The sequence below is a fragment of the Kitasatospora sp. NPDC092039 genome, assembly GCF_044756065.1.
Taxonomy (GTDB): domain Bacteria; phylum Actinomycetota; class Actinomycetes; order Streptomycetales; family Streptomycetaceae; genus Kitasatospora.
The window spans coordinates 46,981-62,227 of the sequence record NZ_JBIVSD010000020.1; the positions used below are offsets into that span (position 1 = coordinate 46,981).

The 15,247-nt window shown below is 73.2% G+C and carries 11 protein-coding genes; 3 read left to right on the forward strand and 8 right to left on the reverse strand.

Translation table 11 applies throughout. From position 1 onward, the window contains the following. The first annotated feature begins 150 nt into the window (after positions 1-150). Positions 151-2,349 carry a RecQ family ATP-dependent DNA helicase gene (locus ACIQI7_RS31335; RefSeq protein WP_401116632.1) on the forward strand — a complete coding sequence of 733 codons (2,199 nt, stop codon included), beginning with the start codon at positions 151-153 and terminating at the stop codon, positions 2,347-2,349. Between the two features lie 426 nt (positions 2,350-2,775). Next, positions 2,776-3,432 carry a hypothetical protein gene (locus ACIQI7_RS31340; RefSeq protein ID WP_401116634.1) on the forward strand — a complete coding sequence of 219 codons (657 nt, stop codon included), beginning with the start codon at positions 2,776-2,778 and terminating at the stop codon, positions 3,430-3,432. Positions 3,433-3,657: 225 nt separating this feature from the next. On the opposite strand, the gene ACIQI7_RS31345 is transcribed toward ACIQI7_RS31340, so the two are convergent. The 3 genes from ACIQI7_RS31345 to ACIQI7_RS31355 all read right to left on the reverse strand — a co-directional run bounded on the left by ACIQI7_RS31345 (position 3,658) and on the right by ACIQI7_RS31355 (position 5,867). After that, complete coding sequence (locus ACIQI7_RS31345) at positions 3,658-4,311, reverse strand: hypothetical protein (RefSeq protein WP_401116636.1); 654 nt, start codon at positions 4,309-4,311, stop codon at positions 3,658-3,660. 101 nt (positions 4,312-4,412) lie between these two features. Further along, positions 4,413-5,111 carry a ribonuclease HII gene (locus tag ACIQI7_RS31350; protein ID WP_401116638.1) on the reverse strand — a complete coding sequence of 233 codons (699 nt, stop codon included), beginning with the start codon at positions 5,109-5,111 and terminating at the stop codon, positions 4,413-4,415. 204 nt (positions 5,112-5,315) lie between these two features. Next, positions 5,316-5,867, reverse strand: a complete 552-nt coding sequence (locus ACIQI7_RS31355; protein ID WP_401116640.1) for a TetR/AcrR family transcriptional regulator — start codon at positions 5,865-5,867, stop codon at positions 5,316-5,318. Positions 5,868-6,299: 432 nt separating this feature from the next. On the opposite strand from ACIQI7_RS31355, the gene ACIQI7_RS31360 reads away from it, so the two are divergent. Beyond that, on the forward strand, positions 6,300-7,847 hold the full coding sequence (locus ACIQI7_RS31360) for an MFS transporter (RefSeq protein WP_401116642.1): 1,548 nt from the start codon (positions 6,300-6,302) through the stop codon (positions 7,845-7,847). A 174-nt stretch (positions 7,848-8,021) separates the two neighbouring features. Here ACIQI7_RS31360 and ACIQI7_RS31365 read toward each other — a convergent pair whose 3' ends face one another. The 5 genes from ACIQI7_RS31365 to ACIQI7_RS31385 form a co-directional block, all read right to left on the reverse strand. After that, positions 8,022-9,773: a DUF4153 domain-containing protein gene (locus ACIQI7_RS31365; protein WP_401116644.1), complete on the reverse strand. Its 1,752-nt coding sequence runs from the start codon at positions 9,771-9,773 to the stop codon at positions 8,022-8,024. 266 nt (positions 9,774-10,039) lie between these two features. Further along, positions 10,040-10,942: a carbohydrate ABC transporter permease gene (locus tag ACIQI7_RS31370; protein ID WP_401116646.1), complete on the reverse strand. Its 903-nt coding sequence runs from the start codon at positions 10,940-10,942 to the stop codon at positions 10,040-10,042. Positions 10,943-11,037: 95 nt separating this feature from the next. Further along, positions 11,038-12,135, reverse strand: coding sequence for a carbohydrate ABC transporter permease (locus ACIQI7_RS31375; protein WP_401116648.1), 1,098 nt, complete (start codon positions 12,133-12,135; stop codon positions 11,038-11,040). A 219-nt stretch (positions 12,136-12,354) separates the two neighbouring features. After that, positions 12,355-13,740, reverse strand: a complete 1,386-nt coding sequence (locus ACIQI7_RS31380; protein WP_387759507.1) for an ABC transporter substrate-binding protein — start codon at positions 13,738-13,740, stop codon at positions 12,355-12,357. A gap of 285 nt (positions 13,741-14,025) precedes the next feature. Next, positions 14,026-15,240, reverse strand: a complete 1,215-nt coding sequence (locus tag ACIQI7_RS31385; protein WP_401116651.1) for a cytochrome P450 — start codon at positions 15,238-15,240, stop codon at positions 14,026-14,028. Between the last annotated feature and the right edge of the window lie 7 nt (positions 15,241-15,247).

The window sequence follows — 15,247 nt, forward strand, 5'->3', positions numbered from 1 at the left end:
CTTCGCTCATTCGGAGCAGGCGACACTCCCTCCGGCGAGTGGATTTCCACCGCCGTTCAGCGGACCAACGGATGAAATACACCCCGCCTTCCCCCGCTTCCCCTCCCCCGCATTCGTCGCTTGTCGGCGGTACGGGGTTACATGGACGCCATGCAGCAGCCCGACACCCACACCACCGCCACCGCCGCCGACCGCGCCGAGGTCCGGGCGCGGGCCGAGGCCGTCCTGCGCGAGCTCGCAGGCCCCGCGGCCACCCTGCGCGAGGACCAGTGGACGGCCATCGAGGCCCTCGTGGTCGACCGCCGCCGCGCCCTGGTCGTCCAGCGCACCGGCTGGGGGAAGTCCGCGGTCTACTTCATCGCCACCGCCCTGCTCCGGGCCCGCGGCGCCGGGCCGACGGTGATCGTCTCGCCGCTGCTCGCCCTGATGCGCAACCAGGTCGAGTCGGCCGGCCGGGCCGGCATCCACGCCCGCACCATCAACTCGGCCAACACCGACGAGTGGGCCGCGATCCAGGAGGAGGTCGCCGCCGGGAAGGTCGACATCCTGCTGGTCAGCCCCGAGCGGCTGAACAACCCGGACTTCCGGGACCAGGTGCTGCCCGAACTCGCGGCCTCCACCGGCCTGCTGGTGGTCGACGAGGCCCACTGCATCTCGGACTGGGGGCACGACTTCCGCCCCGACTACCGCCGGCTGCGCACCATGCTCGCGGACCTGCCGCCCGGCGTCCCGGTGCTGGCCACCACAGCGACGGCCAACGCCCGGGTCACCGCGGACGTCGCCGAGCAGCTCGGCACCGGCGCCACCGACGAGCACGCCCTGGTGCTGCGCGGGCCGCTCGACCGGGAGAGCCTCACCCTGGGCGTGCTCTCCCTGCCCGACCCGGCGCACCGCCTCGCCTGGCTGGCCGACCACCTCGACCGGCTCCCCGGCTCGGGCATCGTCTACACCCTGACGGTGGCCGCCGCCGAAGAGGTGACGGCCTTCCTGCGCGAGCGCGGCTTCCCGGTGGCCTCCTACTCCGGCCGCACCGAGGACGCCGAGCGCCGCACCGCCGAGGCCGACCTGCTGGCCAACCGGGTCAAGGCGCTGGTCGCCACCTCCGCGCTCGGCATGGGCTTCGACAAGCCCGACCTCGGCTTCGTGGTGCACCTCGGCTCGCCCAGCTCCCCGATCGCCTACTACCAGCAGGTCGGCCGGGCCGGGCGCGGGGTGGACCGGGCCGAGGTGCTGCTGCTGCCCGGGCGCGAGGACGAGGCGATCTGGCGCTACTTCGCCTCGCTGGCCTTCCCGCCGGAGGAACAGGTGCGCCGCACCATCGACGCACTGGCCGAGGCCGGCCGGCCGCTCTCCACCGCCGCCCTGGAGCCCCGGGTGGACCTGCGCCGGGCCCGGCTGGAGACCATGCTCAAGGTGCTCGACGTGGACGGCGCCGTCCGCCGGGTCAAGGGCGGCTGGACGGCCACCGGCCAGAGCTGGGCGTACGACACCGCCCGCTACGCCAAGGTCGCCGCCTCCCGGGAGGCGGAGCAGCGGGCGATGCGCGACTATGCGGCGGGCACCGGCTGCCGGATGGAGTTCCTGCGCCGCCAGCTGGACGACGAGCAGGCCGCCCCGTGCGGGCGGTGCGACAACTGCGCCGGGCCGCTGCACACCCCGGACGTCTCCGCCGAGACGCTGGCGGCCGCCCGGGCCGCGCTCGGCCGCCCGGGCGTGACCTTCGAGCCGCGCCGGCTCTGGCCGACCGGGATGGACGCGCTCGGCGTGCCGCTCAAGGGCCGGATCCCGGCGGGCGAGCAGGCGGAGACCGGCCGGGCGCTGGGCCGGCTGTCCGACATCGGCTGGGGCAACCGGCTGCGCGCCCTGCTCGCCGAGCAGGCGCCGGACGTGCCGGTGCCCGGTGAGGCGGTAGACGCCCTGGTGGCGGTGCTCGCCGACTGGGCCCGCGGTCCGGGCGGCTGGGCCGGGCCCGCGACGGCGGAGGGCACCCGGCTGGAGCGGCCGGTCGGCGTGGTGACGATGGCCTCCTCGACCAGGCCCCAACTGGTCGGCAGCCTGGGCGCGCGGATCGCCGAGATCGGGCGGATGCCGCTGCTCGGCCGGATCGAGTACGCCGGCGGTCTGGCCCCGCGCGGCGCGCGCAGCAACAGTGCCCAACGGCTGCACTCGCTGGCCGGCGCGCTCGTCCTGCCGCCGGAGGTGGAGCAGGCGGTGGCGGCCGCCGGCGGGCCGGTGCTGCTGGTGGACGACCTCGTCGACTCGGGGTGGACGGTCACCGTGGCCGCCCGGCTGCTGCGTCGGGCGGGGGCGGGCGCGGTGCTGCCGCTGGTGCTGGCCGTGCAGGGGTGACAGGACGGCGGACAGCCGCCGGACACATCCTCCAGCTCACCCGAACGGCCTAACAGAAAGGATCAGGCGAGGCGATTTCGATCACACCGGTCGAGCGACCCGGGAAAGGAGTGGTCACCGTGTCGATGGCGGTTCACCCTGCCCTGCGGGCTTTGTGGATCAAGGCCTGGAGGCGCGTCCGCGGCGCTCGGTCCACGGTGGAACATATCCGGCAGACCATGGGCTATCGGATGGCGTTCATCATTCCATCATTGCCGCTCCGCCCCCGATGCCCCGAGAATTGGGAGGTACCCGGAACCCGGTCCGCTGGACCCGTCCTTCGGCGCACCCAGGCACCCGCCTGCCCACGGGTCAGGAAGGAGGATCGTGATCAACGGTATCGACCGAGGTCAGAATCTCTTCTCCGGGAGTCCGGAACCCAGACGGGTGCTGGACCTGGAGACCTGGACCGCCTCGGGGATCCCGTTGCTGCGCGACCCCCGCGAGTTCGTCCTGGAACTGCACCAGCGCCACCTGCCCCAGCCGGGCACCGTCGTGGTCGCCGTCCTGGACGCGCTCCACCGCCTCGTCGCCTCGGCCTCGTTCACCCCCTGGCCGCACGACACCGACGGCTGGCAGCACCGCAACGCGCTGCTGACGCACCTGCGCCGGATCATCCCGCACGACCTGCGCCTGCCCGAGCCGGTCCGGACGGCCGTGCTGCTGCGCTGCCGCGACGGCGCGCCCGGCTGGACGGAACAGGACGGCGCCTGGATGTGGGCGCTGAAGGACGCGTCCGCGCTCCACGGACTGCGCTGCGGCTCGTACATCGGGCTCACCCCGGCTGGCTGGCAGGTCCTCGGGGACGGGCGCAGCGGACGCAATCCGCACGCGGGCTCGTGGGCCGACGGACCGGTGCACACCGTGACGGAGCTGCCGCCGCGCTCGGCGCTGGACGCCCCGCGCGGCCAGCGCACCCGCCAACTGACGGCCGACCAGACCACGCACGGCGAGGGCGCGGCACGCTCCGGGCAGTCCGAGCCTCCGTGGGCCCAGGCCCGGGTCACGGCGGCCGAGCCGAACCGCCGCACCGGCACACGCTGACCCGGCGGCGGCCATCGGCCCACCGGGCCGCCGGCCGTCGGGCGCCGCTCGTCGAGGACCGTGCGACGGCCCTCGGGCCGGACCGCGGGCGAACCGACCTCGGGCCAGGCCTCTGGGACAGGCCTCTGGGACAGGCCTCTGGGCCAGGTCTCGGGGCCGAACGTCGGGACGGACCTCGGGCCCGGCACCGTACGGCGGCACCGGGCCCGAAGTGGACGGCTGCGGTCAGGCCTTGACCGGGCGGCCCGGCGCGGTGCCGGCCGCGCCCGCGCCGGCGGCACCGGCGTCGCCGCAGACCACCAGCAGCGCGGTCGCGTGGTCGAGCGCCTTGGTGTACGCCTCGGCGGCCTTGGCGGACGGTCCGCCGTTGACCACCAGGACGACCGCCTCCCGGCGGACCGGACGGGTCAGCGCGGCGTCCGCGTAGAACACGTCCCCGCCCTCGGCGAGCTGCGCCCAGTAGCGCTCCTCGCCGAAGGAGAGTTCGTGCTGCTGCCAGGGGTGCGCCTCGCCGACCGTCAGCACCAGGATGTCGCCCGGGTTGCGGCCGGACTCCAGCAGCCGGTCGACCGCGTCGTCGGCGCGCTCCACCGCCTGCGCCGGGGTGGCGGCGATCCGCTGGACCTCCACCTGCGGTGCGGCGGGGGCCGGGCGGCGCGGTGCCGGCCCCGGCTTGGGGATCAGTCGCGGCGGGCCCGGACGGGCGGCGCGCGGCGGGGCCGGGCGCGGGGGCGCCGGGCGGGGGCCGGGCCCCGGCGCCGGGGCGGCGACGGTGGTGGGTGCGGTGGCGGGGGCTTGTGCGTCCGACTCGCGGGGGAAGGGAACGCCGGGGCCCGGGATGCTCTCGTGAATCTCCGGCTCCTCGGGGAAGACAGGCATACCCGGATATCTATCAAATGCCGGTCGGACGCGCACGGGCGCCCCACCCATTGGGCACAGGCCTCCCGCCTCCCCCTCTCGGGACAATTCCAGACGGACCGTCAGAAACCGAGCGTCAGCTGTTCGTCGGCGGCCCCCTGGCCGATCCCCGCGACCTCCCGGACCCGCTTGAGATGACGCCACCTCGGCAGTGCGTCCAAGTACGCCCAGGAGAGCCGGTGGTGCTCGGTGGGGCCGAGCTCCTCCAGCGCGGCACGGTGCACCGGGGACGGGTATCCGGCATTGTCGGCGAATCCGTACTCCGGGAGCCCCTCGCCCAGTTCGGCCATCAGGCCGTCGCGGTGGACCTTGGCGAGCACCGAGGCGGCGGAGACACAGACGCAGGACTGGTCACCCTTGATCACCGTGCGTACCCGCCAGGGGCCGCCGAGGTAGTCGTGCTTGCCGTCCAGGATCACCGCGTCGGGTTCCACCGGCAGCGCCTCCAACGCGCGGACGGCGGCCAGTCGCAGCGCCGCCGTCATGCCGAGCTCGTCGCACTCCTGTGGGGAGGCCTGCCCGAGCGCGTACGCGGTGACCCAGTCGGCGAGGACGGGGGCGAGCGCGCGGCGGCGCAGTTCGGTGAGCAGCTTGGAGTCGGTCAGCCCCTCCGGCGCCTTGCGCAGACCGGTGACGGCCGCGCCCACGGTGACCGGCCCGGCCCAGGCGCCGCGCCCGACCTCGTCGAGACCGACGACGATCTTGGCGCCGGCCCGGCGGAGCGAGCGTTCGACGGAGTGCGTCGGGGGGACGATGGGCATGGCGGCTTCCGTTCAGCGGGGGCAGCCTCCAGCCTAAGCCCGCCCCACGACTGCCGGATCCGCCTCCCGGAAGGGAGGGGGCCTCCGGCAGTCCGGGGACGGCGCGGAGGCGCGTGCCCGGGCCCGCTGCGACGAACCCAGGCCAGGCACACCCCCGACCCGGCGCTCCCCGGGCCCGACACTCCCGCCCCGGCGACGGCCGACTCAAGCCCGGATCATCGGCTCCAGCACCTCGTCCACCAGCCGGTCGGCGAAGCCCTGCCCCATGCTCTCCAGTCCGCGGATCTTGACGTGGTACAGCAGCACCGCCGGGATGACGTCCGCCACCAGCGGAGTGGCCGCGCCGGGCCGGACGTCGCCGCGCTCAGCGCCGCGGCGCAGGATCTCCAGGATGGTCCGCGCGGTCGGTTCGATGACCCGGTCGGTGATGAACGCCTTGAAGACCTCGGCCCGCTCGTGGTCGATCTCGCCCATCAGCGCGTTGAGCGCGGAGCCCACCCGGGAGGTCATCGCCTGCGTGAAACCCTCGATGAGCTGGCGGAGTTCATCACAGGCGGACCCGAGGTCGGGGGTGTCGTAAGGCCGTGGGAGAGTGGCGTCCAGGGCGTCGATGACGAGTTCGTCCTTGGACGTCCAGCGCCGGTAGAGCGCGGCCTTCCCGGTCCGCGCCGCACTGGCGACCCCTTCCATGGTCAGCCGCGCGTATCCGCCGGAGGTGAGCTGGTCGAGCGCGGCCTCGAAGATCGCGTTCTCCAATTCCTTCCCCCGGCGTCGCACCGGCCGCCTCAGGGCCTGGTGGGCGGCCCGCACCGGACAGAAGCCCTGTTCGGCGCCCCGCTCCGCGCCTGCCCCGGCATCCGGCTCCGCGCCGGCGCCGGCGCCCGACCCCGCGGCCACCGTCCCGGCACCCGGCTCCACGAACCGGACAGCCCCGGACCGGACAGCCCCGGACTGGACAGCCCCAGGCCGCTCGGCCCCGGACCGGTCCGCCACCAGGCGCCGCACCAACCGCTCCATCGCCACCATCCTTAAGGAACGCTTGCGTTCACAATCACGGCCAGGATATCGTCCCGATTAGTGAACGATCCCGTTCCTTCCCGGCCTGCGCAAGGGCGCAGCGCCATGCCCGGACCGGCGACTCCGCCGGACCCCGCACCACCGAGCACATAGCCAGCAGGGGGCACATTCGTGGCTATCTCCGACACGCTCAGCAAGACCTCACCACCGCGCACGAGCCAGGGGCGGGGCAAGGGCATCACCCTGACCGTCATCGCGGCCACCCAGCTCATGGTGGTCCTCGACGCGACCATCGTGAACATCGCGCTGCCGCACATCAAGGACGCCCTGAGCTTCTCCACCACCGACCTGTCGTGGGTCATCAACGCCTACACCCTGACCTTCGGCGGGCTGCTGCTGCTCGGCGGTCGCGCGGGTGACATCCTCGGCCGCCGGCGGGTGTTCATCTTCGGCACCCTGCTGTTCGGCCTGGCCTCCCTGCTCGGCGGTTTCGCGCAGGACAGCACCCTGCTGCTGGCCGCCCGCGCGCTGCAGGGCATAGGTGGCGCGATCTGCTCCCCGACCGCCTTCGCACTGATCGCCACCAACTTCGACGAGGGACCGGAACGCAACCGGGCGTTCGGCGTGTTCTCGGCGGTGGCCGGTTCGGGCGCCGCGATCGGCCTGCTGGCCGGCGGTCTGCTCACCGAGTACCTCAACTGGCGGTGGGTGTTCTTCGTCAACGTGCCGATCGCGATCCTGATCGCGATCGCCGCGCCGCGCTACATCGCCGAGTCCCAGCGCCACCCGGGCCGTTTCGACCTGCCCGGCGCGCTCACCTCGACGCTCGGCCTGGTCGGCCTGGTCTACGGGTTCATCCGGGCCGCCTCGGACGGCTGGTCGGACAGCATCACGCTCGGTTCCTTCGCGGCCGGCGCGATCCTGCTCGCCGCCTTCCTCGTGGTGGAGAGCCGCACCGACCAGCCGATCACCCCGATGCACCTGTTCGCCGACCGCAACCGCACCGGCGGCCTGGTGATGATGCTCTGCCTGGCCGCGGCCATGTTCGGCATCTTCTTCTACGTCGTGCTGTTCGTGCAGGGCCCGCTCGGCTACAGCCCGTTGAAGGCCGGCGTCTCCTTCCTCCCGATCAGCGTCGCGATCATCATCGCCGCGCAGATCGCGTCCACCCTCCAGGCCAAGTACGGCCCGAAGCCCTTCATGGCGGGCGGCGCGCTGCTGGTCACGGTCGGCCTCACCTGGCTGACCCAGATGAGCAAGGACAGCGGCTACCTGGACGGGGTGCTCGGCCCCACGGTGGTGTTCGGCTTCGGAATGGGTCTGATCTTCGTCCCGGTGATGCTGATCTCCGTCGCGGGCGTCCCGGGCGAGGAGACCGGCGCCGCCTCCGGCCTGCTCAACTCGATGCAGCAGATCGGCGGTTCGCTCGGCCTGTCGATCCTGACCACGGTCTTCGCGCACTACGCCACGGCCGAGTCGGCCGTCCAGCTGCCGAAGTTCATGGCCAGCGCGACTCCGGAGCAGCTGGCCTACCTCCAGCAGCACCACGAGTTCCCGCAGGGCACGGACGCCGCCAACACCGTGCTCACCCAGGGCATTTCGCACGGATTCATCGTGGGCGCGGCGCTCGCGGCGGTCGCCCTGCTGGTCGCGGTCTTCGCGATCAAGGCCAAGGCCAGCGACCTGCCGAGTGACGCCTCCGCCGTCGCGATGCACTGACGCCGCCACGGCGAACCGACAGCGGCAGGGCCGGTGGGGAGCAGCACGCTCCCGACCGGCCCTACCGCTGTCCGCAGGCCCGTCCATCCTCAGGCCCGTCCGTCCACAAGCCCGTCGATCCTCAGGCCCGGTGGTTCCGGGCCCGGTGGTTCCGCGAGCCCGAGGACGGGCGGCCTACCGGGCGTCGTACGGCAGTCGGGCCCAGTCGCAGGCCGTGCGGTCGGACCCCTTCGAGTCCACCAGCGGCCGTTCCGCCAGGATCTCCCGGGCCCGGGCGGCCGCGCGGTTGGTCGCGTACCAGGGCTTCGACTCCTCGGCCAGGCCCCGCCCGATCAGCTGCAGCGCGCAGCTCCGCTGCGGCTCGGGGAGCCGGTCCAGGGCGGGCACCGCGTCCGCCGAGAGCCGGCGGACGTTGCGCAGGTCGATGTCCGCGGTGGGCGGGTCGGTCCGCAGGGCCCGCTCGTACCGGCTGACGTTCTGTTCGGCGACGATCGCGTCCGGGCCCATCAGGCCGTAGACCCCGAGGGTGAGCACCCCGCTGAGGACGACGACGCGCGGCAGCCAGCCGGTGCGGCGGGTCAGTCCGGCGGCGATCAGCAGCAGGAAGACGGCGCCCAGCCAGACCTCGACCACCAGCACCCAGAGCCGCAGCCGGGTGAGCCCGGAGGCGTCCACGTAGAACCACATCCGGCCGAGCGCCGAGGCGACCACGGCCAGTGCCAGCACGCAGAGCAGGCCGAGCAGGATCCGCGCCACCCGGTGGTCGGCGGGGGTGGTGCGCGGGGCCCAGCGCTTGGCGAAGGTCACCACGACGAGGGTCAGCACGGTGATCACGCTCAGCTGCCAGAAGCCCTGCCGGGCGTACTCGGAGCGGCTCATCCCGGTGTTGCGCAGCACGGCGTCCGCGCCGCCGAGCACCACCACGGCCTGGACCACCGCGAAGGCGCCGAACATCAGGTTGAGCGCGACCAGCGGCAGCGCCCACTCCAGCCGGCGCCGCTCCCGGCCCGGCCGGATCACCGTGCGGTCCCAGCGGCGCGGTCCGGCGGCCATGTGCGCGAAGCCCAGCGCGACCACCGTCCCGAGCGCGAACAGCGCACCGCGCCCCGGGAGCTGGTCGAGGTCGAGGTCCGGGCTGAGGTTGCCCAGCAGGTCCGCCATGGCGGCGTCGGCGCTGGCGAACAGCAGGCCGAAGACGGTCAGCAGGACGGCGGCGACCACGAGCGCCTTGAGCACCGGGACGATCCGGCCGCGGCCGGGCAGCCGCCGGCCGTCCGTGCTCTCCCAGGCCCAGACCGTCGAGGGCACCAGCTGCCAGAGGATGCCGGGCAGCGGGAACAGCACGCCCGGCCACCGGCGGCCGCCGTGCAGGGCCAGCGAGGCCAGTGCGAGCGCGCCGACGGCGGCCAGCGCCGCGGGCCAGTCGGCGTCCCACCAGGCCGGGACCACCAGGAGCGCCAGGGCGAGCAGGCTCCACACCGCCGTCCACGGGCGGATCCGGCGGTCGGCCGCCCGGGCGGCGATTCCGGCCCCGACGGCGGTGGCGCCACCGAGCAGCAGCAGGTTGGGCCCCAGGCCGTCGTAGAGCAGCCAGGCCGTCAGCGCGCCGGTGAGCAGGGCCGCCAGGAGGACCCGGGGCGTGGCCGCCGCCCGGCGCCCGGGGTCGCTGCGGCGCAGCCACGCGGCGGTTGGGGGCACGGCCGTGCCAGGGGCGCCGGGCGCCCGGCCCGGGCCCCGACCGGCGCCCTGCGGGCCGGGGCCCGCGGGACGGCGGTAGGGGTCGTACGGGTCGTACGCGTCATACGGATCGCGCGGCGCGGCCGGGCCGGGCGCTCCGGTCCCCTCGGCCGACTCGTTCGACTTCGGCGACTCGTTCGGCACGGTCGGCTCCGGCGACTCGTGCGACTCCGGCAACGGGTTCGACACCTTCGCCACGGTCGACTCCGGCGACCCCTTCGACTCCTTCGACTCCGGCGACGCGTTCGCATCCGGCGAATCGGACGAGGCAGGCATGGACGGGCCTGACATGAGTCCCCCTCAGTGGTCGGCAGGCATGCGGAAGCCACCCATCGGGCGATCCGCCGGCGGGCGCGCTCGGCGCCGCGGCCGCTGCCGACTGTAGACCATTCTGAACAGGTTCAAAAGTTGACTCTGAACGCGTTCAGAACACCCTCACCACCCTGGGCTCCCGGCTACCCCTTCACCGACCCGGCCAGCAGCCCCCGGACGAAGTACCGCTGGAGGCTGAAGAAGACGACCAACGGCACGATCGTGGACAGGAACGCCCCGGCCGTGAGCAGTTCCCAGCGCCCGCCCAGCGAGCCGGACAGCTGCGCCAGCCGTACCGTCATCGGCGCCACTTCCGGTGTGCCGCCCGCGAAGGTCAGCGCCACCAACAGGTCGTTCCAGACCCACAGGAACTGGAAGATCGCGAACGAGGCCAGGGCGGGCGTGCACAGCGGCAGCACGATCGACCGGAAGATCTTGAAGTGCGAGGCGCCGTCCACCACCGCGGCCTCCATCAGGTCGCGCGGCAGCTGGGCGATGAAGTTGTGCAGCAGGAACACCGCCAGCGGCAGCGCGAACATGGTGTGCGCCAGCCAGACCGGCGCGTAGCTGCCCTTCAGGTCCACCGCCGGGATCAGCGTCAGCGGGCCCAGGTGCGCGCCGCCGGCGAACAGCCGCAGCAGCGGGATCAGCGCCATCTGGAGCGGCACCACCTGGAGCGCGAACACCGTGAAGAAGACCGCGTCGCTGCCCCGGAACCGCACCCAGGCCAGCGCGTACGCCGCCATCGCCGCCAGTGCCAGCGGGAAGACCGTCGCCGGGACGCTGATCGCCAGCGAGTTGACCAGGAAGGGCATCAGGCCGGTGGAGACGCCGGACCCGCCCTCGAACAGCACCGAGTGGTAGTTGCCGAGGCCGAGGTCCGGGTGGAGGAACGCGGTCCACCAGCCGCTGGCGCTCACGTCCCGCTTGGGCCGCAGCGAGGTCACCAACAGGCCCAGCGTCGGGATCGTCCAGAGCACCGTCATCGCGACCACGAACACCGAGGCCAGCGGGCTGCTGAAGGCCTTCCGCACCGGCTGCCGCACCGACTGCACCTGCCGAGCCGACCGCACGCGCCGCACCCGCGCCGGCCCCGCCGGCCCCGTCGGCTCCACCGGCCGCTCCCGGCCCCCCGTCCCGGTCACCGGACCTCACGCTCCTTCCGCAGCTGGACGATGTTGTAGGCCACCAGCGGCAGCACCGCGAGGAAGAGCAGCACCGCGAGGGCGCTGCCCCGGCCGGAGTTGAACTGCACGAAGGACTGCGAGTACATCTCGTTGGCCAGCACCTGGGTGCCGAAGTTGCCGCCGGTCATGGTGCGGACGATGTCGAAGGCCTTCAGGGTGATGATCATGACGGTGGTCAGCACGACCATCACCGTGGAGCGGATCATCGGCACGGTGACGTACCAGAACAGCCGCACCCCGCTCGCGCCGTCCAGCCGGGCCGCCTCCACGACCTCGTCCGGGATCGCCTTGATCGCCGCCGACAGCACCACCATCGCGAAGCCGGTCTGCACCCAGACCATCACCGCCATCAGCAGGAAGGTGTTCAGCGGCTGCGAGAGCAGCCAGTTCGGCGGATCGTCCCAGCCCACCGCGACGGCGAGCTGGCTGAGCAGGCCGATCTGCGGCTGGCCGGGCCCGCGCGACTCGTAGACGAACTTGAAGATGATCGACGCGCCGACCAGCGAGATCGCCATCGGCATGAAGATCAGCGACTTGAACACCGACTGGCCGCGCATCCGGTCCACCAGCAGCGCCAGCACCAGCCCCAGCCCGGTCGCCACCAGCGGCGCGACCACCAGCCAGAGCAGCGTGTTGACCAGGACCTTCTGGACCGAGTCGGAGGTGAAGGCCCAGCCGAAGTTCTCCCCGCCGACGAACCGGGTGCCGTCGTCGTTCTGGAGGCTGAGGTAGACCGTGCGGATCAGCGGTACGACCAGGCCGACGGCCAGCAGCAGCACCGCCGGGCCGAGGAAGACCGCGACCGCCAGCGGGCGGGCCAGCCGGCCCCGGGCCCGGCCGGCGACCAGGAGGACCACCAGCAGGATGCCCAGGAAGCCCGCGACGGCCCCGAAGGTGTTGCCGAACTTGACCGCCGCGTCGGTCCAGGCGCCGGCCGCGAGCCGCTCGGTGGCCAGCCCGTCGGCGGCCGACTCGACGACGGGGGCGGGAAGGGCGGGCGAGGGCAGGGTGAGCGGGGGGAGGGCGGGTGAAGGGAATCCGGGTACGGGCACGGCTGCGCGTCCCTTCGGTCGTGGTGGGAAGGGGGTGGGCGGTGCGGGTGGGTGGCCCCGCACCGCCCTCGACAGGTGGTCCTGTGACGCACCGGAAGCGGCCCGGCGGGTCCGAGACGGCCCGACGCCTCGGCTGGTCCGGCCCGGGGTCTCGACCGGTTCGGCCCGACGCCTCGGAAGCGGCCCGGCGCCTCGACCGGTCCGCGCCCGGCGCGTCGGCTACTGCGGCCAGGCGGCGTCGATGTCGGCGGCGGTCTTCTGGATCGACTGCCCCTCCGCGAACCAGGCGGTCAGCGACTTCCACTCCTGCCCGGCGCCCACGGCGGCGGGCATCAGGTCGGAGCCGTCGAAGCGGAAGGTCGCCGCCGGGTCGGTCAGGGCCTCGGCCGACAGCTTGTCGATCGGGTCGGTGTAGAGGCTCTTGTCCACGCCCTGGTTGGCCGAGACCCAGCCGCTCGCGGTCCTCACCCGGCTGCTCGCCCAGTCCGAGCTGGACAGGTAGTTCTGCACCGCCTGCACCTCGGGCCGGCTGGAGAAGGCCGCCAGGAACTCGCCGCCGCCCTCGACCGGGTTGGCGATCGACGGGTTGACGGCGGGCAGGCGGAAGGCGAAGACGTCCCCGTCCGGGCCGACCTTGGTGCCCTTGGGCCACTGCGCCTCGTAGAACGAGGCCTGCTGGAGCAACTGGCACTTGCCGCTCAGGATCGGCGTGCCCGCCTCCTGGAAGGTGGTGGTGGCGATGGACTTCACGTCGCCGAAGCCCGCGTTGACCCAGGCCGGGTTCTGCATCCAGTCGGCGACCGTCTTCATCGCGGTGGTGATCCTCTGGTCGGAGAACTTCACCTGGTGGCCGACCCACTGGTCGTACACCTCGCCGCCGTACGATCCCAGCACCACCTCCTCCAGCCAGTCGGTGGCCGGCCAGCCGGTGGCCGTCCCGGAGGCGATTCCGCCGCACCACGGCTTGGCGCCGCCCGCCTTGGCGATCCTGTCGCTGAGCGCCATCAGGTCCGCCCAGGTCTTGGGCACCTCGTAGCCGGCCGCCTTGAAGGCCTTCGGCGAGTACCACACCAGGGACTTCATGTTGGCGCTCATCGGGGCCGCGTAGAAGGTGCCGTTGACCGACCCGTAGGTCTTCCAGATCGGGCTCCACCGGTCCTGGTTGGCGACGGTCTGGGCGGGCGGTTTCACCACCTTGCCGCTCTTCACCATCTGCGCCAGCAGGCCCGGCTGCGGGATGATCGCGAAGTCCGGGGCGTTGCCGCCGGAGACCCGGACCGGCAGCTGCGACTCGAAGTCGTTCGACCCCTCGTAGCTGATCCTGATCCCGGTGCACTTGCTGAACTCGGCCCAGGACTTCTCCAGGTTGTCCGACTCCGGGTTCAGGATCGAGGCGAACATCGTCACGGTGGTACCGGAATGCCCGGCGTACGGCTGGAACCCGGCGCATTCACCGGACAGCGACGCGGCCGATCCGCCTCCGCCGCCCGATCCGCCGGAGCTGTTGGAGCAGGCCGCGGTCAGGGCCAGCGCCGCCAGCAGGGCGGGCACGGCGGCCAGACGGCGGCGGGACCTCTGGTGCGGCGCGGTCGGGTTGAGGGTCAATGCGGTTCTCCTCGCCAAGGCGTGCTGCCGACGTTGGGCTGAACGACATTGCGCTGTACCGGAGATGGGCCTGCAGGGGGATCGCGGACGGGATCACGAACGAACGGCGGCCGGACTGATCGAAGACGTTAACGCAGCCGCCGCCCCTCGCCAAGGTCCATGTTCGACCTTCACAAGCCGGTGTCCTGACCGTGACCCGCGACCAGGCACTTCCCGGAACGCCATCGCCAGAAGTCGAAGGCCCCGACCGGAAACCCGGCCGGGGCCCAGTGGTATGACGGGTCGTCAGTACAGCCGGATCGGCAGCTCCAGCAGACTGTTAACCACCAGCGAGGGGCTCGGCCGCAGCTCGCCGTCCGGCACCGCGAGCGACAGCCCCGGGAAGCGCTCGAACAGCGCGGGCAGCGCGATCCCCGCCTCCAGCCGGGCCAGCGGGGAGCCCGGGCAGACGTGCGGGCCGTGGCCGAAGGACAGGTGGCGGGTCGGGTCCCGGGTGATGTCGAAGACCTCGGCCGTCACCCCGTGCTGGAGCGGGTCGCGGCCGATCGCGTTGTACGACACCAGCACCGCCTCGCCGGCCGGGACCACCACCTCGCCGACCGGGACCGGCTCGGCGGTGAAGCGGAACAGGAAGTTGCTGGTCGGCGGCGTCCAGCGGAGCGACTCCTCCACCACCGCGTCCCAGGACACCTGGCCCGAGCGCACCAGCTCCAGCTGGTCCGGGTGGGCAAGCAGGGCCCGCACCGCGTTGCCGATCAGGTTCACCGTGGTCTCGTGGCCGGCCGCGATGATCACCCGCAGGGTGGCCGCCGCCTCCGCGTCGGTCAGCGCCCCGCCCTCGGCCTCGGCCGCCAGCAGCACGCTCGCCAGGTCCTCGCCGGGCGCCGAACGGCGCTGCGCGACCAGGCCGTTGACGAAGGCGTTCAGTCCGGCGACGGTCGCCTGGATGCCCTCCGGGTTCGGCTTGGTCCCGAAGAACCGCTCGTACAGGTCGCGCAGCAGGCCGTGGTCCGACTCCGGCACGCCCAGCAGCGAGCAGATCACCGTCATCGGCAGCGGGAAGGCGAAGGCGGTCTTGAGGTCGACCACCGGCTCGCCCGCCGCCAGGCCGTCCAGCAGCGCGTGGGTGATCTCCTCGACGCGCGGACGCATCAGCTCCACCCGGCGCGGGGTGAAGGCCTGCGCGACCAGCGCCCGCAGCCGGCGGTGCTCGGCGCCGTCGGTGGTCACCATGCTCGGGCCGGGCACCGCCAGGCCGATCAGCGGCCAGGTCCTCGACACCTCGCCGCGCTGGTAGGCCGCCCAGTGCGCGGCGTCCTTCACCAGCCGGGCGTCCGTCAACAGGTCGCGTGCGGCGGCATGCCGGGTCACCGCCCAGGCGGCGACCCCGCCGGGCAGCTCGACCGGCACCACCGGACCGGCGGCCCGCAGCAGCGCGCCCTCGGCCGCGTTGTCGCGGGCCAGCGGGTCGAGGACGATTCGGGCCGGGGCAGCGGTCATCGACAAC